This is a genomic window from Pseudomonas lyxosi, from assembly GCF_047758685.1.
Taxonomy (GTDB): Bacteria; Pseudomonadota; Gammaproteobacteria; order Pseudomonadales; family Pseudomonadaceae; genus Aquipseudomonas; species Aquipseudomonas lyxosi.
The window spans coordinates 1789488-1811099 of record NZ_CP180481.1 but is presented as its reverse complement, the minus strand read 5'-3'; the positions used below and the strand labels follow the sequence as shown (position 1 = coordinate 1811099).

Below are 21612 nucleotides of genomic sequence, written 5' to 3'. Positions count from 1 at the left end.
ATGCTGCAAGCCAACGCCTTCGTTTTTGGTCGATTTTATGGGTCGTGGTTTTCTATTCATCCTGCTGCTGATCGCCCTGCCCGCCGCCGCGCAGATCTATAAGTACACCGACGCCGACGGCAACACCGCCTACAGCAATCAACCGCCCGATGGCGTGAAGGCTCAACCTGTCGAGTTGCCACCGCTTAACAGGGTTGAGCCCCAAGCCCCTTCTGCGCCACCTGTCGAAGCCACCAGCCGCGAACAGCCGCGCAGCGCTTACGAGGTGCTGGAGTTGACCAACTTACCCACTACCGAAGCGCTGCGTGCCAACAACGGCACCTTCACCGTCAACGTGCTGATCAAACCCCGCCTGCAAGGCCCTCATTTATTCAGGCTGTTGCTGGACGATCAGCCTTACGGCCAGCCGAGCAACGTGCCGATCCTGCAACTGGTCAATATTGACCGCGGCACACACAGCCTTGCTGTACAGGTGATCGACGGGGAAAACATCGTTCAACAAAGCCCCTCCGTGACGTTTACCGTCCAGCGGGTGCATAAGCCGTGAGGCTGTGGTGGCTGCTGATCACCTGCTTGATCGCCCTGCCAGTGACGGCCGAGGTGTTCACCTACGTCGACGCTCAGGGCAATCGGGTCTACACCGACCAGCCAGGCTCCGGCAACGCCAAGCGCGTGCCGATGGCGCCGAGTAATCGCATGTCCGCCAACCCGATCGGTGCTGCGCCAATGACAGCCCCGAAGAAAACCGAAGCCAAAGCGCTTTTCCACTACGACATGCTGAGAATCCTGGTGCCGGAGCCAGACGCCACGGTGCGCAGCAGCGCTGGCGAGATTATCGTCAGCGTCACCAACGAACCCGGCCTGCAACGGGGTCATCGCTACCAACTGCTACTCGACGGCCAACCCACCGCAGCGCCCGGCCTGAGCCCGGTATTTGCCCTGAGCAATATCGATCGCGGCAGCCATAACCTCTCCGTGGAAATCCTTGACGAGCAGGGCCGCACGGTCGAGCGCACCGCCAACCAGCCGTTCCACATGCTGCGCATCTCCCTCGCGCAGAAGCGCCAGGTCAAACCCTGCGCCCTCCCCGATTACGGCCAACGGCCGGAATGTCCGCTCAAAGACAAACCCGTAGAAGAAAAAAATCCCTTCCTGCGCTTCTTCTAATGCCGTTCAGCTTTGCGCACTATATTGGTGCAATTGATTGCACCGTACCCACATCCCAACCCATTTTGGTTCGAAAGTACCCGCCAAAGCTGGCAGAACGCCACGCAAACGAGCGTCAAACGCCCGTTTCAGGCCTTTAACGCTTCTTTTCGGAGCCTTGGTTTGGTTTTTGCATTTTCCTCGTATCGGCGCGTTATTCATGCGCATGCCCTGCTCCAAAAGAGGTCCTGATGACCATTAGCGACGCACTGCATCGATTGCTACTCGACAACCTGACCACCGCCACCATTCTCCTCGACGCCGAACTGCGCCTCGAGTACATGAACCCGGCAGCGGAGATGCTCCTGGCCATCAGCGGTCAGCGTAGCCATGGGCAGTTCATCAGTGAGTTGTTCACCGAATCCACCGAGGCGCTGAACTCCCTGCGTCAGGCGGTCCAGCAGGCGCACCCGTTCACCAAGCGCGAAGCGATGCTCACGGCCCTCACCGGCCAGACCCTGACCGTCGACTACGCGGTAACACCGATCCTGGCCAACGGCGCCACGATGCTGCTGCTGGAAGTCCACCCGCGCGACCGCTTGCTGCGGATCACCAAGGAAGAGGCGCAGCTGTCGAAGCAGGAAACCAGCAAGATGCTGGTGCGCGGCCTCGCTCACGAAATCAAGAACCCTCTCGGCGGGATTCGCGGCGCGGCGCAATTGCTTGCCCGCGAGCTGCCGGAAGAAAGCCTGCGCGACTATACCAACGTGATCATTGAAGAGGCCGACCGCCTGCGCAATCTGGTCGATCGCATGCTTGGCTCCAACAAACTGCCGTCGCTGGCGATGTGCAACGTCCACGAAGTTCTGGAACGCGTTTGTCATCTTGTGGAGGCCGAAAGCCAGGGCTGCATCACGTTGGTGCGCGACTACGACCCAAGCATTCCCGACGTGTTGATCGACCGCGAACAAATGATTCAAGCCGTGCTGAACATCGTGCGCAATGCGATGCAGGCCATCAGCAGCCAGAACGAGCTGCGCCTTGGCCGCATCAGCCTGCGTACTCGCGCCATGCGCCAGTTCACTATCGGCCACGTGCGTCATCGCCTGGTGACCAAGATCGAAATCATCGACAACGGCCCGGGCATTCCCGCGGAGTTGCAGGAAACCATCTTCTTTCCCATGGTCAGCGGCCGTCCGGACGGTACCGGGCTGGGCCTGGCCATAACCCAGAACATCATCAGCCAGCACCAGGGCCTGATCGAATGTGACAGCCATCCAGGCCACACCACCTTCTCGATCTTTCTGCCACTGGAACAAGGAGCCACATCGACATGAGCCGTAGTGAAACCGTGTGGATCGTCGATGACGACCGTTCTATCCGTTGGGTCCTGGAAAAAGCCTTGCAGCAAGAAGGCATGACCACGCAAAGCTTCGACAGCGCCGATGGCGTGATGAGCCGCCTGGCGCGCCAGCAGCCGGACGTGATCATCTCTGACATCCGCATGCCGGGTGCCAGCGGTCTGGACCTTCTGGCGCGGATACGCGAACAACATCCACGGCTGCCGGTCATCATCATGACCGCTCACTCCGATCTGGACAGCGCTGTCGCGTCCTATCAGGGCGGCGCGTTTGAATACCTGCCAAAACCGTTCGACGTTGACGAAGCGGTGTCCCTGGTCAAGCGCGCCAACCAGCACGCTCAGGAACAACAAGGCCTGGAAGTCCCGGTCGCCCTGACGCGTACGCCAGAAATCATCGGTGAAGCGCCGGCGATGCAGGAAGTGTTTCGCGCCATCGGGCGCTTGAGCCACTCCAACATCACCGTGCTGATCAACGGCGAATCCGGTACCGGTAAAGAACTGGTGGCGCACGCGCTACACCGTCACAGTCCGCGTGCGGCTTCGCCGTTCATTGCGCTGAACATGGCGGCGATCCCGAAAGACCTGATGGAATCCGAGCTGTTCGGCCATGAGAAAGGCGCGTTCACCGGCGCGGCCAACCTGCGTCGCGGGCGCTTTGAGCAGGCTGACGGCGGCACGTTGTTCCTCGATGAAATCGGCGACATGCCGGCAGACACCCAGACTCGTTTGCTGCGGGTGTTGGCGGACGGCGAGTTCTACCGCGTCGGCGGCCATGTGCCGGTGAAGGTCGATGTGCGAATCATCGCCGCGACTCACCAGAATCTGGAAACCCTGGTGCACGCCGGGAAATTCCGTGAGGACTTGTTTCACCGCCTCAACGTGATCCGCATCCACATTCCACGGTTGTCGGACCGTCGCGAAGACATCCCGACCCTGGCCAAACACTTCCTCAGCCGCGCCGCGCAAGAACTGGCGGTGGAGCCGAAGCTGCTGAAAAGCGAAACCGAGGAATACCTGAAGAACCTGCCGTGGGGCGGCAACGTGCGTCAGCTGGAGAACACCTGCCGCTGGATCACGGTAATGGCTTCGGGTCGCGAAGTGCACATCAGCGACCTGCCGCCGGAGCTGCTGAACCTGCCGCAGGATTCGGCGCCGGTGACCAACTGGGAGCAAGCGCTGCGCCAGTGGGCCGATCAGGCGCTGGCTCGTGGCCAGTCGAGCCTGCTCGACAGCGCTGTACCGGCGTTCGAGCGGATCATGATCGAAACCGCCCTCAAACACACCGCCGGCCGCCGCCGCGATGCCGCCGTCTTGCTGGGCTGGGGGCGTAATACCCTGACGCGCAAGATCAAGGAATTGGGGATGAAGGTTGATGGTGGGGATGATGATGAAGGGGAAGAGGGTTAACTTTTAACCCGATCGTTCCCACGCTCTGCGTGGGAATGCAGCCCGGGACGCTCCGCGTCCCTGCCGAAGCGGACGCAGAGCGTCCATTGAGGCATTCCCACGCAGAGCGTGGGAACGATCAAATAGCCCTTTGTGCACCGCCGCAATGCACCGTGAACCGCAATCGCGCACGGCAACAGTTCCGAAATCCCGCCTGCGTTCGCAATCGAACCCCTATCGAAAAAACACGAAAGCCCCGGAATACGGGGCTTTCGACGTTTCCGCGCGACATTCTGTTTCAACTTGTTAAAACCTGGCACGCCCCCTGCAATAGTCCATTCAGTGATTCGGTTCACTACCCGGTTTCGGGGACCTTGGTACAGGCAGGCCGGGGATTCCCCTCTTTACATCGGGCTCGCACCGCACAAGCGACGAGCCCACACAGTTTTGGGGCCCTTGATACAGGCAGGTCAGGGGTTCCTTCTTTACACCGGGCTCACGACGCAATGCGCGAGCCCTGCCGTTTTGGGGACCTTGGTACAGGCAGGCCGGGGATTCCCTCTTTTATTGCTCTCGGAGATGGATCTCCAGCCGCCAGCGGTCATCGACCTCGCTACCGGCCCACTCGCCCTGCAGTGGCCGGGCCGCCACCACCGTCAGCAACAACCCCCCATCACTCAAACGCACACGCCAGTTCACGCTCTTGTCGTTGATTTTGAGCTGACCTTTTTGCGCCTTGCCTTCAGCCTCAAACAGCAACGCGAGGCTACCGTCGACGAACTCGCCGTGAGCCTTGGGTTCGTTGTTGAACCACACCACCAACCCGTCGTTCGTGACCTCGACCTGCTGCAATTCGCTGGGGTCGGGCGTGGTCAGGCGACCGATCATCAGCCCCACCATCACCCCGACAATCGCCAGCGAAGCCATCACTCGCGGGAATAGCTTCGAACGCGGGTCCGCTTCAGGCGTAGAATGCCGCTCATCTTTACCTTCGGAGCCGTGCATGTTTCACGTCATCCTTTTCCAACCAGAAATTCCGCCGAATACCGGCAACGTTATCAGGCTGTGCGCCAACAGTGGCTGCCACCTGCATTTGATCGAACCGCTGGGCTTCGAGATGGACGACAAGCGTCTGCGCCGGGCCGGCCTCGATTACCACGAGTATGCCACCCTGCAGCGCCACGCAGACCTCGCCAGCTGTCTGGAAAGCCTCGGTCATCCTCGGCTGTTCGCCTTCACCACCAAGGGCTCGCGGCCGTTCCACGATGCCAGCTTCGCCGAGGGCGATGCGTTCCTGTTCGGCCCGGAAAGCCGTGGTTTGCCGGCGGAAGTGCTCGATGCCCTGCCCGGCGAACAGCGCCTGCGCCTGCCGATGCGTGAAGGCTGCCGCAGCCTGAACCTGTCGAACACCGTGGCGGTCGCCGTGTACGAAGGCTGGCGCCAGCTCGGGTTCAAGTAACCTCGCGAGCCAGTCCGCACCGCTGACCGCTGATCGTTCCCATGCTCCGCGTGGGAATGCCTCAAGGGACGCTCCGCGTCCAGTGACGCGGAGCGTCACGGGCTGCATTCCCACGCAGAGCGTGGGAACGATCATCTCCCGCCCAAGAAAAAAGCGCCTGTTACGGCGCTTTTTTCGTTACTGCATCGAACGTTTACTGAACAGTCGGGGTTTCGCCCGCGGCCTGCATGCGTTGCAGTTCTTGTGCGTACAGCGCGTCGAAGTTCACCGGGGCCAGCATCAGGGCCGGGAACGAACCGCGGGTGACCAGGCTGTCCAGGGTCTCGCGAGCGTATGGGAACAGGATGTTCGGGCAGAACGCGCCGAGGGTGTGGCTCATCGAAGCGTCGTCGAGGTTCTTGATCAGGAAGATCCCGGCCTGTTGCACTTCAGCAATGAACGCCACTTCGTCGCCGTTTTTCACGGTAACGGACAAAGTCAGCACGACTTCATGGAAGTCGCCTTCCAGCGCCTTTTGACGGGTGTTCAGATCCAGACCGACGCTCGGTTCCCACTGCTGGCGGAAGATGGCCGGGCTTTTCGGGGCTTCGAAGGACAAGTCACGTACGTAGATGCGCTGCAAGGAGAATTGCGGTGCGGTTTCTTCTTCGCTAGCTGCAGTGTTCTGTTGGTCAGTCATCTCAGATCCTTTCTGATCTTGGGGTCTTATAGGGAAGGCATTCAGGCCTTGAGCATCGCGTCGAGCTTGCCGGCGCGCTCAAGGGCGAACAAATCATCACAACCACCCACGTGGGTGCTGCCGATCCAGATCTGCGGCACGGACGTACGTCCGGCCTTCTGAGCCATGGCGGCACGCACCTGCGGCTTGCCATCGACCTTGATCTCTTCGAAGGCCACGCCTTTGTTCTCGAGCAGGTACTTGGCTCGCGAACAGTAAGGGCAGTAATCGCTGGAATAGACGACGTTGCTCATATCACTTCACCAGCGGCAGGTTGTCGCCTTTCCAGCTGGAAATACCGCCGGAGAGCTTGGCGGCGGTGAAGCCGGACTTCATCAGCTCGCGGGCATGCGTGCCGGCAGTCTGGCCCATGGCATCGACCAGGATGATGGTCTTGGCCTTGTGCTTTTCCAGTTCGCCGACGCGAGCGGTCAGTTTGTCGTGAGGAATGTTCACTGCGCCAACAATGTGACCGGCGGCGAAATCCTTGGTCGAACGAATGTCGATCACAACGCCCGCGTCCTTGTTGACCAGCCCGGTCAATTCACCGGTGCTCAGGCTGCGGCCGCCGCCTTGCATCTGATAAGCGATCAGCAACGCCAGCAGTACGACGAAGATACCGACGAGCAGATAGTGGTTAGTGGCAAATTCAATCAGGTGAGCAACCATCGAAGGAGGTTCCAGGGCGTTAAAATGTCGGCCAGTATACACAGCCACTATGGTGGGCCAAACCCCGTCCGGCGGTGACGCCGTCGGAACTTAGCTTTAAACTGCCACTCCCTTTTCCATCGCCCTCTATTAACTCAGCCACGAGTGGAATCCATGACTACCACGCCTAAACCTTTGGTCCTGATTATTCTCGACGGCTTCGGTCACAGTGAGAGCCCTGAATCCAACGCCATCTTTGCGGCGAAGAAGCCCGTGCTGGACCGTCTGTGGGCCACCGTGCCGAACGGCCTGATCTCGGGCAGCGGCATGGACGTCGGCTTGCCGGATGGCCAGATGGGCAACTCCGAAGTCGGCCACATGAACCTCGGCGCCGGCCGCGTGGTGTATCAGGACTTCACCCGCGTGACCAAATCGATCCGCGACGGCGAGTTCTTCGAGAACCCGACCATCTGCGCCGCTGTCGATAAAGCCGTCGCTGCCGGCAAAGCCGTGCACTTCATGGGCCTGCTGTCCGAGGGCGGCGTTCACAGCCATCAGGATCACCTGGTAGCCATGGCCGAACTGGCCTACAAACGTGGCGCTGAAAAAATCTATCTGCACGCCTTCCTCGACGGCCGCGACACGCCGCCGAAAAGCGCTCAGTCGTCCATCGAACTGCTGGATGCGGCCTTCCAGGCCCTCGGCAAAGGCCGGATCGCCAGCATTGTTGGCCGTTACTTCGCCATGGACCGCGACAACCGTTGGGACCGCGTGTCCCAGGCTTACAACCTGATTGTCGATGGCAACGGCGAATTCAACGCCGCCACCGCACAGGAAGGTCTGCAAGCGGCGTACGAACGTGGCGAGAGCGACGAATTCGTCAAAGCCACCTCCATTGGCGAACCGGTGAAAGTCGAAGACGGCGACGCCGTGGTGTTCATGAACTTCCGCGCCGACCGCGCCCGCGAACTGACCCGCGTGTTCGTCGAAGACGATTTCAAGGAATTCGAACGTGCCCGCCAGCCGAAACTGGCCGGCTTCGTCATGCTGACCCAATACGCCGCCAGCATTCCTGCACCATCGGCCTTCGCCGCAGGCAGCCTGGATAACGTGCTGGGCGACTACCTGTCGAAAAACGGCAAGACCCAGCTGCGCATCGCTGAAACCGAGAAATACGCCCATGTGACCTTCTTCTTCTCCGGCGGTCGCGAAGAACCGTTCCCGGGCGAAGAACGCATCCTGATCCCGTCGCCAAAAGTCGCCACCTATGACTTGCAGCCCGAGATGAGCGCCCCGGAAGTCACCGACCGCATCGTCGATGCCATCGAAAACCAGCGTTACGACGTGATCGTGGTCAACTATGCCAACGGCGACATGGTCGGTCACAGCGGTGTGTTCGACGCGGCCGTAAAAGCCGTTGAATGCCTCGACCTGTGTGTCGGCCGCATCGTCGATGCGCTGGAAAAAGTCGGCGGTGAAGCGCTGATCACTGCCGACCACGGCAACGTCGAGCAAATGTCCGACGAGTCCACCGGCCAGGCGCATACTGCTCACACCACCGAACCGGTGCCGTTCATCTATGTCGGCAAGCGTGACTTCAAGGTTCGCGACGGCGGCGTGCTGGCGGATGTGGCGCCGACCATGCTGATGTTGATGGGTCTGGAAAAACCGGCGGAAATGACCGGGACCTCGATTCTGGTGTAACCCGCCCCATCAAACACCGCCAAAACCCTGTGGGAGCGGGCTTGCTCGCGATAGCAATCTGACAGCCAACAACCATGTTGAATGTTAAGACGCCATCGCGAGCAAGCTCGCTCCCACAGTGGTTTGTGGGGTTTTTGAGGACTAAAACCTACTGTCCCTTCTTCCAGTCATCACACAGCCCCAATTGGGCGTTTTTTTTGCAGCGCTTGGCGGGCATACTAGGCCGTCCCTTTCCCTGGTGTCGCCCGCCTCTATGCTTCGCGTCCTGATAGCCCTTGCTCTGACATGCCTGCTCCAACCGGCCTTTGCTGACGAGCGCGCGCAAACCCAACAACAGTTGGACGCCACGCGTCAGGACATTGCCGAGCTGAAAAAACTGCTAGGCAAGCTCCAGGAAGAAAAAACCGGTGTGCAGAAAGACCTCAAAGGCACCGAGACCGAGATGGGCAAGCTCGAGAAGCAGGTCGAAGCCCTGCAAAAAGAGCTGAAGAAAAGCGAATCCGAGCTGCAGCGACTCGATACCGAGAAAAAAAAACTCCAGAGCGCGCGCATTGAACAGCAGCGACTGATCGCCATTCAGGCCCGCGCGGCCTATCAGAACGGCCGTCAGGAGTACTTGAAGCTGCTGCTCAACCAGCAGAACCCGGAAAAATTTGCCCGCACCCTCACTTATTACGACTACCTGAGCCAGGCCCGCCTGGAGCAGCTGAAGAATTTCAACGAAACCCTGCGCCAACTGGCCAATGTCGAAAAAGACATCGCCATGCAACAGGCGCAATTGCTGGTGCAGAAAAGCAGCCTCGACAGCCAGCGTGATGAACTCGACAAAGTCCGCAAGGAGCGCCAGCAAGTCCTGGCCAAGCTCAGCGACGACGTGAAGGCCCGCGATCAGAAGCTGGCAGCCCGCGAGCAGGATCAGGCAGACCTGTCTAAAGTCCTTAAAACCATTGAAGAAACCCTGGCCCGTCAGGCCCGTGAGGCAGAGGAAGCGCGGCAAAAAGCGCTGATCGCCCAGCAGGAAGCCGAAAAAAAGCGTTTACGTGAGGCTCAGGCTGCAGCAGATGCAGACACCACTGACGCCCCACGCAAACCCGTTAAATCGACACCCGGCGCACTGGTTTCAAGTTCAGGCGAGACCTTTGGTGGCCCCTTTGCTTCAAGCCGGGGAAAACTTCCGTGGCCCGTCGATGGTCGACTGCTTGCACGCTTTGGCGAAACCCGTGGCGACGACGCCCGCACCAAGTGGGACGGCGTGATGATCAGCGCCTCCGCCGGCAGCCAGGTGCACGCCGTGCATGGCGGTCGCGTGGTGTTTGCCGACTGGTTGCGAGGCGCCGGGCTGCTGGTGATTCTCGACCACGGCAACGGTTTTTTGAGTCTTTATGGTCACAACCAGACGCTGCTCAAGTCTGCGGGTGACGTGGTAAAAGCCGGTGAGTCCATCTCCACTGTAGGTAGCAGTGGCGGGCAGGACACACCAGCGCTGTATTTCGCTATTCGTCAGCAGGGTCACCCGAGTGATCCAGCGCAATGGTGTCGCGCGCAAGGATAAGCACGCGACCTAATTCAGGAGTTCGTTCGACATGCTGCATCTGTCCCGCCTTACCTCGCTGGCCCTGACGATCGCCCTGGTGATCGGCGCGCCTCTGGCGTTTGCCGCTCAACCGGCCCCGGCTGTCGCGCCTGCGGGCACTGCTGCGACCACCAAGGCGCCGTTGCCTCTGGAAGAGTTGCGCACCTTTGCCGAGGTCATGGATCGGATCAAGGCTGCCTATGTCGAGCCGGTGGACGACAAGACCCTGCTGGAAAACGCGATCAAGGGCATGCTCAGCAACCTCGACCCGCACTCCGCCTACCTGGGCCCGGAAGACTTCGCTGAATTGCAGGAAAGCACCAGCGGCGAATTCGGCGGCCTGGGCATCGAAGTTGGCGCCGAAGACGGTTTCATCAAAGTGGTTTCGCCGATCGATGACACCCCGGCTTCCAAGGCTGGCATTCAGGCCGGCGACTTCATCGTCAAGATCAACGGCCAGCCGACCCGCGGCCAGAGCATGACCGAAGCCGTGGACAAGATGCGCGGCAAGATCGGCCAGAAAATCACCCTGACCCTGGTGCGCGATGGCGGTACGCCGTTCGACGTGACCCTGGCCCGCGCCATCATTCAAGTGAAGAGCGTGAAGAGCCAGCTGCTGGAGTCCGGCTACGGCTACATCCGCATCACCCAGTTCCAGGTCAAGACCGGTGACGAAGTCTCCAAGGCCCTGGCCAAGCTACGCAAGGACAACGGCAAGAAGCTCAAAGGCATCATCCTCGACCTGCGTAACAACCCGGGCGGCGTGCTGCAAGCAGCGGTGGAAGTGGTCGACCACTTCATCACCAAGGGCCTGATCGTTTACACCAAGGGCCGTATCGCCAACTCCGAACTGCGTTTCTCCGCCACCGGCAAGGACGAAAGCGAAGCCGTGCCAATGGTCGCACTGATCAACGGCGGCAGCGCCTCGGCCTCGGAAATTGTCGCCGGTGCCTTGCAGGATCAGAAACGCGCGGTGGTCATGGGCACCACCAGTTTCGGCAAAGGCTCGGTACAAACCGTGCTGCCGCTGAACAACGAACGCGCACTGAAGATCACCACGGCGCTGTATTACACGCCGAACGGCCGCTCGATCCAGGCTCAGGGCATCGTCCCGGACATCGAAGTGCGCAAGGCCAAGATCACCAGCGAGCAGGACGGCGAATACTTCAAGGAAGCCGATCTGCAAGGTCACCTGGGCAATGGCAACGGCGGCGCCGACAAACCGACTTCCAGCAGCAAAGCCAAGGCAATGCCGCAGGATGACGACTACCAGTTGGCCCAGGCCCTGAGCCTGCTCAAAGGGCTGAGCATCACCTCCGGCCGCTGAGATGCGCCTGCGGTTCATCCTCGGCTTGCTGTGCTGTCTGGCGGGTGTTGCTCACGCAACGCCCGTCGCGACGACGCCTCAAAAGGCCTATCTAAGCCTGATCATCGATGACCTGGGGCAGAACCTGCCCCGGGATCGTCGCGTGCTGGCCCTGCCCGGCCCGGTCACCACGGCAATCATGCCCGACACGCCTCACGCCACCGAATTCGCCCGCGAGGCCCATCGCGCCGGCAAGATTGTCATCCTGCACATGCCCATGGACCCGGCCACCGGCCCGTTCGCCTGGCAACCCGACTTGCCCATCGACGAACTCGAGAAACGCCTGAACGCGGCGCTCAAGGTCGTGCCCTATACCGCTGGCATCAACAACCACATGGGCAGCCGCATGACCGTTCAGCAACCGGCCATGGCCTGGCTGATGGCGGACTTGCAGCGCCGACACAAGTTCTTCGTCGACAGCCGCACCAGTGCGCAAACCGTGGCCGCCGCCGAGGCGCAGAAGATCGGTTTGGCGAGCGTTTCGCGGGATGTGTTCCTGGATGATGAACCCACTGAGGCGGCGATCTTTACTCAGCTACAGACTGCAATCAGCCTGGCGCGCAAGCAGGGCTCGGCGGTGATGATCGGACATCCGTATCCACAGACGCTGGCGGTACTGGAGCGTGAGTTGCCCAAGCTCAAGGGTCAGGGCATTGACTGGATCGACATCAAACAGATGATCAGCGTGCGCGGCAATCGTGCAACGGCAGCGCACGGCAAGGATGGCCAGTACCGCCTCCCGACCGCCCGATAATTCCTCGCAGCCCACTCCATTTCGCGATAACTATTTATACCTGCCGGTACACCGCCGCGTGCCACGATAGCGCTCACCCTGAATTTCATCACCAAGGAATGGACATGAAATACCGTAGCTTCTTTTGCTTCGCAGGCCTGATTGGCCTGCTGGCTATTTCCGCAGTGCAGGCCCGCGATCTGGGCGAAGGCGCCGTCAACGACTCACCGTCAAGGGCACTGCAAAACAGCGAACATTTTTATGAACTCTGGAGCGGCGTGGGACGACTCAGTCTCCAATCGGGCTTGACCTGCAGCGCCGTTCTACTGGATACGCGAAACGGGCAAGGCCGAGCCACCGGCCCTGCTTACCTGCTAACCAGCGGTCATTGCGTGTTGTTTCAGTACGGTTCGGCGCGGACCAATCTGCCTTTTAACGCCAGCGTCACCTTCCACTACTTTCATGACATGCCACAGCGTAAGCGCCAATACGCCATCCGGACTGCCCGATGGAGCAGTCTGGTCGGGACCGATCTTGCAGTACTGGAGATCGACGCAACATTGGCGTCGCTGATACAGGCCGGGGTCAACCCGCTCAAGCTGGCGTCCCATCAAACCAACGAGAGTCATGATGTGCTTAACATTGGCGCGCCGAGCGGCTTTACCGAACAAGGGCTTCGATTGAGTGCCTGCGCTGAACAAACCGCCGGAACGTTCATCGATCACCCCGGGGTGTTCCCTTTGGCCATGAAAAACAGCTGCGACCTTCACGCTGGCAGCTCCGGTAGCCCGATGCTGAACCGCCGCACCAATGAAATCACCGGCATCGTCAGTAAAGTCGTGATCTCGCGCAATACCCCAGCGCCACCTGCTTGTGAGCACTCGACGTCTTGCACGGCTGCCCGTTTCAACTACAGCTACTCGGCCAACTTTCTGCACAAGTGCTTTATTGACGGTGTCTTCACCAGCGATGGGGCGGACTGTTCGTTGGAGCCGGTCGAGCTGACTGTCACGGAGCCCTGGAAGCTCAAGTCATACGTTCATAGAACGCAAAACGCGGATGAGCAGATCGTATTGCCTACGTGGGACTTCAGATTCTCCCTCGAGGCGCCCTTCTATCGCTACAAAACGGTCCATAACGCCAGGGACTGCAAAGCTTCCGACAATTACAGCGCCACCATCAGTGCTGAAGAGGCGTACATCAATACTGAAATCGGGCCACAAAGCGGCGCACATGCACTGTGCATTATCGGCGTCGCCTCAGGGGAACTGCAGCTGACAAGGGCGATGTTGAATAACGTGTTTACCAGTGCCGTGTACTTGAGCGCGACGCCGGCTCCGTCTCAGGCTGTATCGAAGTGATGGTTACAGATACTTCGCCATGATGTCGTCCACCACGCCTTCCTTGCGCAGCTGATCCAGCGCGGCTTGCAGCTTGGCGACAGTTTCGTCCGGCACGTCCTTGTTCAGCGCCAAATACAACTCGGCACTGTTGAAGCGCAGCACAGTCTTGAGCCCTGTCACCCCGTCCTGGCGCGCCAGGTAACGCCCGGCCGGATCGCCGGTGGCCCACAGGTCAATCTGACCGTTAACCAGTTTTTTCGCATTGTCCTGATCCCGCAGCACCACAATCGGCTTCAGCCCCTGCTTGGCCAGCGTCTCGGCAATCGCGTCGCCCTTGTAGGCGCCAATCTTGTACTTGCGCGCCTGCTCCAGCGACTCAAGGGTGATCTTGCTATCGGCGTTGGCCAGCATGATCCAGTCATCCGGCCCGATCGGGCCAACCCACTTGAACAGGTTTTCGCGATCCGGCAACCGTGCCATCACAAATACGCCGTAACCGGGCTTCTCCAGAGCGAGCTTGTAGATTCGCTCCCAAGGAAAACGCAACGTCAGGCTGTAGGTGACTTCGGCACGTTTGAACATCTCGCGGACGATGTCCACGGCGATGCCGTTGATGTTCTCGTCCTGAGCGAAGTTCTTGCCGTTCTTCGCCATGTTGTACGGCGGGAAATTTTCAGTCAGCAATACCAGGCCGGTGTCGGGATTTTCTGCGGCATGCGCTCCATTGACGAGTAATAGAGAAGCGCTGGCGAGGACAAGAAGAAGGCGTTTAAGCATGTCTGGCTACCGAGATCCATGGCGTCCCCAAGAGTGCCTTGAGCCCGGCATGCTGTCTACTGGCCTTTTGATAACTATCGTGCCGACGCTTCAGAATAATGAGGAGCGTTATTGCTGGTGAGGTAATTAGTTACCACCAGCCCTACAGCCACTCCTGATTAATTGGTGATCACCGACAACCGTCGGTTTTCATCCACATTTAATCAAAGGCATTCTTCAATGAAGTCGATTCTTTTATTTTTTATCGGTGTTATGTGTTCAGGTCCGCCGTGTGTTGCGCAAAGCAGAGACTATGGCGAAAGCATTCAAAATTTCACGACCTCAAGAGTCCTTGAAAACCTCGATGGCTCGCACGACCACTGGCAGGGTATCGGACGCCTGAAAATCAACGAGGGCTCCTGTACCGCAACGCTTCTGGACACGCGAGAGGAACCTGCATCCGGACCGACTCCCGCTTACGTGCTGACCGCAGGGCACTGCATCGAATTGACCAATGGAAACGTCGTGACGGACAGGCCGGTTAGCGGAACCATGCAGTTCAATTACTTTGCTGACAGTCCAACGTTCAAATCCTATCCACTGAAAGCGGTGACATGGAGGAGCATGCAAGGCGTGGACATGGCGATCGTTGAACTGGATGTCAGTCTTCAAAAGCTCATGGAAGAAGACATACAGCCGTTGAAACTGGCGCGGGACACACCGGCGAGCGGCACCGATGTGTTGATCGTGGGCGCCCCACAAGGCTTTGACGAAGTCACATTGCGCATGGCTGCCTGCACTTTACAGCCCGCCATGGAGATTGTTGAAGGCCCATGGGTGTGGCGAAACACCTTTATGACTCGCTGTCAGGATATCCGGGGAGGCAGTTCCGGAAGCCCCTTACTGGATCGTTATTCCAATGAGATCGTAGGCGTTATTGGAACAGTAAATTTTGATAACAACATCATTCCATGCCGCGTTCATGCACCTTGCACGCCTGTAGGACTTGTCTATACGGCAGTACCTGGAAATGTGTACGGCAACCCAACCGCATTTCTCAACGGGTGCTTCTTACAAGGCCGTATTGCTAAAAACCCGCCGTCGTCTTGCCAGCTCTACCCGGCGTTCACCATCGACACGGGTGCAGATACGCAGGAAAGATACAGACGGGTCAAACAGCAGCATGACGGTTCGATGGTCATCCCGACCTGGAACTATCGGTTTTCAATCAGCACCGCTTTTTTTCGTCATAAAACCGTTCGTACGGCAATGAACTGCGAAAGTCCTCACCACTACAGCGAAGCCGTAAGTTCCACCAACGCTTTTATCGATTCCGAGATAGGTACAGAACCCGGGTTCTATTTTCTATGCATTCTCGGAGTTGACTCTGCAGCGCAAAGACCCGAACCGGGCCTCTTTAAAAACGCCCTGTCCCTGCCGGTCGAGATACTGGATAACACGCCAACCACGCCACCCAATCTGTCGATCGGGAGCGGCGTCAATGTGACCCTGGCGAAAGTAGAAGAGCCGTATCGAACCTACTCCATCAAGTTTGGTCCCGCAGAAACAACGGACTGTCATCGATCCGATAAATACATTGACGACGTAGAAATGGATTTCTGGATCCCGAGCGATAAACTTCCGGGAAAGCTTTGCGTCATTGCGTATGACAAGTCGGGACAAGCGTCCGAACCGAGGATCGACTTACTCAGCCCCGTGACAGGGATTCATCAGGCACAGCCATCGAATCGATAACATCGGCCCGGAGCTTTTTTCCGGGCCGCTGACATTTATCGCATCACAATGCCGCGATGGGCCATGTAGGCCTTGGCTTCCTGCACGGTGTATTCGCCAAAGTGGAAAATACTCGCCGCCAATACGGCGCTGGCGTGGCCTTCGATAATGCCGTCGGCCAAATGCTGCAGGTTGCCGACGCCGCCGGAGGCGATCACCGGGATACCCAATGCATCGCTGATGGCGCGGGTGACACCCAGGTCGAAGCCGTTTTTCATGCCGTCCTGGTCCATGCTGGTCAGCAGGATTTCGCCGGCACCGAGGCCTTCCATCTTCTTCGCCCACTCAACGGCGTCGAGACCGGTTGGCTTGCGACCGCCGTGGGTGAAGATTTCCCAGCGCGGGGTCTCACCCGGGCCGGAAACCTTCTTGGCGTCGATGGCAACGACAATGCACTGCGAGCCGAAATGCTGAGCCGCTTCGCCGACGAATTCGGGGTTGAACACCGCAGCGGTGTTGATCGAAACCTTGTCCGCGCCAGCATTCAGCAGGTTGCGAATGTCCTGCACGGTACGTACGCCGCCACCCACGGTCAGCGGGATGAACACCTGGCTGGCCATGCGCTCGACGGTATGCAGCGTGGTGTCGCGACCATCGACGCTGGCGGTGATGTCGAGAAAAGTAATCTCGTCGGCACCCTGCTCGTCGTAGCGACGGGCGATTTCCACCGGGTCGCCGGCATCACGGATGTTCTCGAACTTGACGCCCTTGACCACCCGGCCGTTATCCACGTCCAGGCAAGGGATGATGCGTTTGGCCAGCGCCATGGTCAGTCCTCAGCCTTTGTACGAATCGCAGAAAGCTTGCGCTTCAGCGACATCGAGAGTGCCTTCGTAGATCGCCCGGCCAGTGATGGCGCCGATGATGCCTGGCGCCTTGGCGTCGAGCAGCGACTTGATGTCACCCAAATTGTGGATGCCACCGGAAGCAATGACCGGAATCTTCGTCGCGGCGGCCAGCGCAGCGGTGAACGGTACGTTGCAGCCCTGCATCATGCCGTCTTTGGCGATGTCGGTATAAACGATCGCGGACACGCCGTCGGCTTCGAATTGCTTGGCCAGGTCGATCACCTGAATGGTGCTGATCTCAGCCCAGCCATCGGTCGCAACGAAACCGTCTTTGGCATCCAGACCGACAATCACTTTGCCCGGGAACGCGCGGCAGGCTTCAGCGACGAAGGCCGGATCTTTCACGGCTTTGGTGCCGATGATCACGTAGCTCACGCCCGCTTTGACGTAGTGTTCGATGGTTTCCAGAGAACGGATACCGCCGCCGATCTGGATCGGCAGGTTCGGGTAGCGCTTGGCGATCGCAGTGACCACTTCGCCGTTGACCGGCTGGCCTTCGAAGGCGCCGTTCAGGTCGACCAGATGCAGGCGACGGCAACCGCCCTCCACCCACTTGGCAGCCATGCTCACCGGGTCATCGGAGAACACCGTGGAATCTTCCATGCGGCCCTGGCGCAGACGAACACAAGCACCGTCTTTAAGATCGATAGCGGGAATAATCAGCATCTGGCAAACCTTCAAATTCGATTGTTCAGCTTCGCTCGAAAATCAGTTTTTCTCGAGCGCCCACAGGTCGCTTTCGATGCTTTCGAACCTCTCTTTGAGGTGCGTCTGCACATCGAAAATCGCCCTGTTGTAATAGTGCGGCGCAATTTCACGGGTAAACAGCTCAAGAATTTCAGCCGCTTCGAACGAACCCAGGTCCAGTTCGAAGCGATCTTCCATAAAGCGTTTGATCTTGTGATTGGCCTCGTTCTCCTGTTCGGGAGTGAGGGTCAGGATCGGCGGCTTCTTCTTGGCGGCCATTTACCAGCGACCATCCCACGCGGCGAAGTTCTGCAGCAATTGCAGGCCATGGGCATGGCTCTTCTCCGGGTGGAACTGCACGGCGAAACGCGAGCCATCAGCCAGCGCGGCGGCGAAATCGACACCGTAGTGACCGCCACCCACCACTTGCCGCGGGTTGCCGGCAGCGATGTAGTAGCTGTGCACGAAGTAGAAACGCGCCAGGTCCGGAATGTTGTGCCACAGCGGATGTGTGACCGTCTGCTTCACTTCGTTCCAGCCCATGTGCGGGACTTTCAAGTGCTCGCCGTCTTCGTGCAGGTCTTTGCCAAAGAATTTCACTGCGCCCGGAAACAGGCCGATGCAGTCGACACCGTCGTTCTCTTCACTGCTGTCGAGCAAGGCTTGCATGCCGACGCAGATGCCGAGGAACGGGCGGTCCTGGCTGACTTCGCGCACCAGCGAATCGAAACCCAGACGACGGATCTCCGCCATGCAATCGCGAATCGCGCCGACGCCGGGAAATACCACCCGGTCGGCTTCGCGAATCACGTCGGCATCGCTGGTGATCAGGACCTTGCCGGCACCGACGTGCTCGAGGGCCTTGGCCACCGAGTGCAGGTTGCCCATGCCGTAATCGATAACCGCGACCGTCTGCATTACAGAACGCCTTTGGTCGACGGCATCTGACCGGCCATGCGGTCATCCAGCTCTACCGCCATGCGCAGTGCGCGGCCGAAAGCCTTGAACACGGTTTCGATCTGGTGGTGGGTGTTGGTGCCACGCAGGTTGTCGATGTGCAGGCTGACGAGGGCGTGATTGACGAAGCCCTGGAAGAATTCCTGGAACAGGTCAACGTCGAAACCGCCGACGGTGGCGCGGGTATAAGGAACATGCATCTGCAGGCCAGGACGGCCGGAGAAGTCGATCACCACGCGCGACAGCGCTTCATCGAGCGGCACGTAGGCGTGGCCGTAGCGACGGATGCCTTTCTTGTCGCCGATGGCTTTGGCGAAGGCCTGACCCAGGGTGATACCGACGTCTTCCACCGTGTGGTGGTCGTCGATATGCAGGTCGCCCTTGCTGACAATATCCAGGTCGATCAGCCCGTGACGGGCGATCTGGTCCAGCATGTGCTCAAGAAAAGGAACACCGATATCAAATCGGGCCTTTCCGGTGCCATCCAGGTTGATCGAGGCTTTGATCTGGGTTTCCAGAGTGTCGCGCTCGACTGACGCCTTACGTTCGGCCATCACCAGCTCCGCAAAATCATTGGGCGAAAAAGGCAACCATTATAGGGGCGCGGGCGCCAAACAGAAACACGGGAGGTGATATCACTGACGGAGTGAATCCCGTGTTGTCGGGGATAGACATGTCCATACAAGCCAATTGGATGGAACACAAAACAAATGTGGGAGCGGGCTTGCTCGCGAATGCGGAGTGTCAGCCAACATTTATGTCGACTGACACTCCCTCTTCGCGAGCAAGCCCGCTCCCACAGGGGTAATGCGCTAAACGGTTATTAGTGGAACAGGACAGCCGTCTTTTGCAGGGTCACCCAAACACCCCACGCCAACGGAATACCCACCACCAGCCACGCAGCCACTGCCAAAGGCTTGGTGCCCGCATCCGCTTTCCACTCCAACACGGTGCTGCTGTCAGCCCCCTTGTCGTGGCCCAGCGCCTGTTCGGCGGCCAGTTCAGCGTCGGTCATGAAGTACTTGTCAGCCACCGGACGCACCAGCAGATTGCAGATGAAACCCAGCACCAGCAGGCCCGCGAGGATGTACAGGGTGATGTCGTAAGCCGCTGCGCGTTCAACGCCGATGCTCAGTTGATACTCACGCAGGTAATTCACCAACACCGGACCCAACACGCCTGCCGCTGCCCAAGCCGTCAGCAGACGACCGTGGATCGCACCGACCATTTGCGTACCGAACAGGTCCGCCAGGTAAGCCGGCACCGTCGCAAAACCACCGCCGTACATCGACAGAATGATGCAGAAGGCCGCTACGAACAGCGCAACGTTGCCCAGGTGACCAAGGTTCGGGATCAACGCGTACAGCGCAAAACCAAGAGCGAAGAACACGAAATAAGTGTTTTTGCGGCCCAGGTAATCCGAGAACGAGGCCCAGAAGAAGCGGCCACCGATGTTGAACAGGCTCAGCAAACCGGTGAAACCGGCAGCGATCGCAGCAATCGAGGCCAACTGCGAGGCATCCAGCTGACCAAATGTCAGGCCGTTACCCAACAACGTGCCAGCAAACACTTCCTGCAACAGTGGCGAAGCCATGCCGAGGATGCCGATACCCGCCGAAACGTTCAGGCACAGCACCAGCCACACCAGACGGAATTGCGGGGTTTTCCACGCCACATTCACGTGGACGTGACGGTGGGTGATCATCGCGTTGGAAGCTTTCTTCGCCGGAGCGGTCCAGCCTTCAGGCTTCCAGCCGGTTGGCGGAACGCGGTAGGACAGTGCGCCACCGATCATGAACACGAAGTAGATCGCGGCCATCACCAGGAAGCTCTGCCATACGCCGACGCTGGTTGGCGAAGCGAAGTGGCCCATCAAGGCTGCGGCCAACGGAGCACCGACCATCGCGCCACCACCGAAACCCATGATCGCCATGCCGGTCGCCATACCGCGCTTGTCCGGGAACCACTTGATCAGAGTCGAGACCGGCGAGATGTAACCCAGGCCCAGGCCGATACCGCCAATGACCCCGGAGCCGATCCACATCAGCCATATCTGATGGGTATAGACCCCCAGCGCTGAAATCAGCAGACCGCCACACCAGCACAGCGCCGATACAACGCCAGCCTTGCGTGGCCCGGCATGTTCCAGCCAGCCGCCCCAGATGGCGGCCGAGCAACCGAGGAAGATGAAGAACAGGGTGTAGATCCAGCCGAGCATCGAGATCGGCCAGTCGCATTGGGACGAGAAGACTTGCGAGATGAAGCTCATGTCCGGCGCGCAGGCCACGGCCTTGGTCACGCCCAAGGCTTTGGACAGTGGCAACCAGAACACCGAAAAGCCATAGGCCATGCCGATGCACAGGTGGATGGCCAAGGCGGCCGGAGGTACCAGCCAACGGTTGAAACCGGGCTTGGCGATGATGCGTTCCTTGGACAGGAACGCGGGCTGATCGGCTTTGAGGCCGTCCGCCGTGATGCTCGTGGTCATTGTGTATCCCCCAATTATTAGAGTGGTTCGTCAGCGCTCCTCACCCCCAGCCTTTATGCGCACGCATGACTGTTTTTGAGGTGAAGCTCCATTTTGGTGCGACATCACGCCGCAGAAGGACGGACGAACCGGCAGAGGTTACCATCTGTACGTGACAGAAAAACCAAAGTGATATCACCTTTTGTATGTCATCAGTTCTCGTACCACTGAAGGAGCCCTCATGCCGATCATTGTCGAGCCGCTAAACGAAGCCACTTATCAAGATCAGCAAGATCTGCAGAAGATCTACCGCGATGCACCGGACTGGCTGTTTGCCCCGTTTACCGGAGATGTGCAGTTGATCGAAGCCTGCCTGCTGGACGGCTCGCTGATCGCCGGCCGCTTCAACGATCGGCTTTTGGGCGCGGCACGTCTGCAACGGCACTCGGATGTCTGGCATCTGTCCCAACTATGCGTACGAAAAATTACCCGTCGTCGTGGCGTGGCCGAGCGCCTGGTGAATGAAGCGCAGAAAATGGCGTCACAATCGGGCGCGACATTGCGCTTGCTGGCGCCTGCCGGGCATCTGGAGGCGCAAGCGCTGGCGGCCAAACTGAAAATACCGCTGGATGAGTTGCCGACGTGATCGCTGACCGGTCGTCCG

At 59.2% G+C, this 21612-nt stretch carries 23 protein-coding genes; 12 read left to right on the top strand and 11 right to left on the bottom strand.

The window, feature by feature from the left end; translation table 11 throughout:
- Positions 1–37: 37 nt before the first annotated feature.
- From ACMXYI_RS08560 to ntrC, 4 genes are all read left to right on the top strand, one after another.
- A complete protein-coding gene (locus ACMXYI_RS08560; protein ID WP_415772794.1) occupies positions 38–547 on the top strand; it encodes a DUF4124 domain-containing protein in 510 nt (169 codons plus the stop codon).
- Positions 544–1167: a DUF4124 domain-containing protein gene (locus tag ACMXYI_RS08555; protein WP_415772793.1), complete on the top strand. Its 624-nt coding sequence runs from the start codon at positions 544–546 to the stop codon at positions 1165–1167. The genes ACMXYI_RS08560 and ACMXYI_RS08555 overlap by 4 nt, the downstream gene beginning before the upstream one ends.
- 230 nt (positions 1168–1397) lie before the next feature.
- The gene (gene glnL / locus ACMXYI_RS08550; RefSeq protein WP_008149435.1) at positions 1398–2483 is read left to right on the top strand and encodes a nitrogen regulation protein NR(II); all 1086 of its coding nucleotides are present in this window, start codon (positions 1398–1400) and stop codon (positions 2481–2483) included.
- Entirely contained in the window at positions 2480–3916 is a 1437-nt protein-coding gene (gene ntrC / locus ACMXYI_RS08545; protein WP_046052178.1) for a nitrogen regulation protein NR(I), read from the top strand. Before glnL ends, ntrC begins: the two co-directional genes overlap by 4 nt.
- Positions 3917–4459: 543 nt before the next feature.
- Here ntrC and ACMXYI_RS08540 read toward each other — a convergent pair.
- Positions 4460–4900, bottom strand: a complete 441-nt coding sequence (locus ACMXYI_RS08540) for a hypothetical protein (protein ID WP_046052179.1) — start codon at positions 4898–4900, stop codon at positions 4460–4462.
- On the opposite strand from ACMXYI_RS08540, the gene ACMXYI_RS08535 reads away from it, so the two are divergent.
- The gene (locus ACMXYI_RS08535; RefSeq protein ID WP_007949025.1) at positions 4899–5354 is read left to right on the top strand and encodes a tRNA (cytidine(34)-2'-O)-methyltransferase; all 456 of its coding nucleotides are present in this window, start codon (positions 4899–4901) and stop codon (positions 5352–5354) included. The two genes, ACMXYI_RS08540 and ACMXYI_RS08535, sit on opposite strands and share 2 nt — an antisense overlap.
- A gap of 193 nt (positions 5355–5547) precedes the next feature.
- Here the strand turns inward: ACMXYI_RS08535 and secB are convergent, their stop codons facing one another.
- From secB to ACMXYI_RS08520, 3 genes are read right to left on the bottom strand one after another with little or no spacing between them, the layout of a single operon-like run.
- Positions 5548–6033, bottom strand: coding sequence for a protein-export chaperone SecB (gene secB, locus ACMXYI_RS08530; protein WP_007949026.1), 486 nt, complete (start codon positions 6031–6033; stop codon positions 5548–5550).
- 41 nt (positions 6034–6074) lie between these two features.
- On the bottom strand, positions 6075–6326 hold the full coding sequence (gene grxC, locus ACMXYI_RS08525; protein WP_415772791.1) for a glutaredoxin 3: 252 nt from the start codon (positions 6324–6326) through the stop codon (positions 6075–6077).
- A gap of 1 nt (position 6327) precedes the next feature.
- Entirely contained in the window at positions 6328–6741 is a 414-nt protein-coding gene (locus ACMXYI_RS08520; protein ID WP_008149429.1) for a rhodanese-like domain-containing protein, read from the bottom strand.
- Positions 6742–6894: 153 nt separating this feature from the next.
- Here ACMXYI_RS08520 and gpmI point away from each other — a divergent pair, with 153 nt between their 5' ends.
- From gpmI to ACMXYI_RS08495, 5 genes are all read left to right on the top strand, one after another.
- Complete coding sequence (gpmI, locus tag ACMXYI_RS08515) at positions 6895–8424, top strand: 2,3-bisphosphoglycerate-independent phosphoglycerate mutase (protein WP_415772790.1); 1530 nt, start codon at positions 6895–6897, stop codon at positions 8422–8424.
- Positions 8425–8677: 253 nt separating this feature from the next.
- Positions 8678–9976: a murein hydrolase activator EnvC family protein gene (locus tag ACMXYI_RS08510; RefSeq protein ID WP_415772789.1), complete on the top strand. Its 1299-nt coding sequence runs from the start codon at positions 8678–8680 to the stop codon at positions 9974–9976.
- Positions 9977–10007: 31 nt separating this feature from the next.
- Positions 10008–11324 carry a S41 family peptidase gene (locus ACMXYI_RS08505; RefSeq protein WP_415772787.1) on the top strand — a complete coding sequence of 439 codons (1317 nt, stop codon included), beginning with the start codon at positions 10008–10010 and terminating at the stop codon, positions 11322–11324.
- 1 nt (position 11325) lies between these two features.
- Positions 11326–12117, top strand: coding sequence for a divergent polysaccharide deacetylase family protein (locus ACMXYI_RS08500; RefSeq protein WP_415772785.1), 792 nt, complete (start codon positions 11326–11328; stop codon positions 12115–12117).
- Between the two features lie 104 nt (positions 12118–12221).
- Positions 12222–13457 (top strand): trypsin-like serine peptidase, encoded by a 1236-nt coding sequence (locus ACMXYI_RS08495; RefSeq protein WP_415772784.1) that lies wholly within the window; start codon positions 12222–12224, stop codon positions 13455–13457.
- A 3-nt stretch (positions 13458–13460) separates the two neighbouring features.
- On the opposite strand, the gene ACMXYI_RS08490 is transcribed toward ACMXYI_RS08495, so the two are convergent.
- Positions 13461–14216, bottom strand: a complete 756-nt coding sequence (locus tag ACMXYI_RS08490; RefSeq protein WP_415772783.1) for a substrate-binding periplasmic protein — start codon at positions 14214–14216, stop codon at positions 13461–13463.
- 219 nt (positions 14217–14435) lie between these two features.
- On the opposite strand from ACMXYI_RS08490, the gene ACMXYI_RS08485 reads away from it, so the two are divergent.
- Complete coding sequence (locus ACMXYI_RS08485) at positions 14436–15950, top strand: trypsin-like serine peptidase (RefSeq protein WP_415772782.1); 1515 nt, start codon at positions 14436–14438, stop codon at positions 15948–15950.
- A gap of 35 nt (positions 15951–15985) precedes the next feature.
- On the opposite strand, the gene hisF is transcribed toward ACMXYI_RS08485, so the two are convergent.
- The 6 genes from hisF to ACMXYI_RS08455 form a co-directional block, all read right to left on the bottom strand.
- Positions 15986–16756: an imidazole glycerol phosphate synthase subunit HisF gene (gene hisF, locus ACMXYI_RS08480; protein WP_007972752.1), complete on the bottom strand. Its 771-nt coding sequence runs from the start codon at positions 16754–16756 to the stop codon at positions 15986–15988.
- Between the two features lie 9 nt (positions 16757–16765).
- A complete protein-coding gene (gene hisA / locus ACMXYI_RS08475) occupies positions 16766–17503 on the bottom strand; it encodes a 1-(5-phosphoribosyl)-5-[(5-phosphoribosylamino)methylideneamino]imidazole-4-carboxamide isomerase (protein WP_033058290.1) in 738 nt (245 codons plus the stop codon).
- A gap of 42 nt (positions 17504–17545) precedes the next feature.
- Entirely contained in the window at positions 17546–17803 is a 258-nt protein-coding gene (locus ACMXYI_RS08470) for a DUF2164 domain-containing protein (protein ID WP_046045558.1), read from the bottom strand.
- A complete protein-coding gene (gene hisH / locus ACMXYI_RS08465) occupies positions 17804–18442 on the bottom strand; it encodes an imidazole glycerol phosphate synthase subunit HisH (protein WP_415772780.1) in 639 nt (212 codons plus the stop codon).
- The gene (gene hisB, locus ACMXYI_RS08460) at positions 18442–19035 is read right to left on the bottom strand and encodes an imidazoleglycerol-phosphate dehydratase HisB (RefSeq protein WP_003218037.1); all 594 of its coding nucleotides are present in this window, start codon (positions 19033–19035) and stop codon (positions 18442–18444) included. Before hisB ends, hisH begins: the two co-directional genes overlap by 1 nt.
- A 269-nt stretch (positions 19036–19304) precedes the next feature.
- Positions 19305–20969, bottom strand: coding sequence for an OFA family MFS transporter (locus ACMXYI_RS08455; protein WP_008149415.1), 1665 nt, complete (start codon positions 20967–20969; stop codon positions 19305–19307).
- Positions 20970–21189: 220 nt separating this feature from the next.
- Between ACMXYI_RS08455 and ACMXYI_RS08450 the strand changes: the two genes are divergently transcribed.
- Positions 21190–21594, top strand: a complete 405-nt coding sequence (locus ACMXYI_RS08450; RefSeq protein ID WP_415772778.1) for an acetyl-CoA sensor PanZ family protein — start codon at positions 21190–21192, stop codon at positions 21592–21594.
- The last annotated feature ends 18 nt before the right edge of the window (positions 21595–21612 follow it).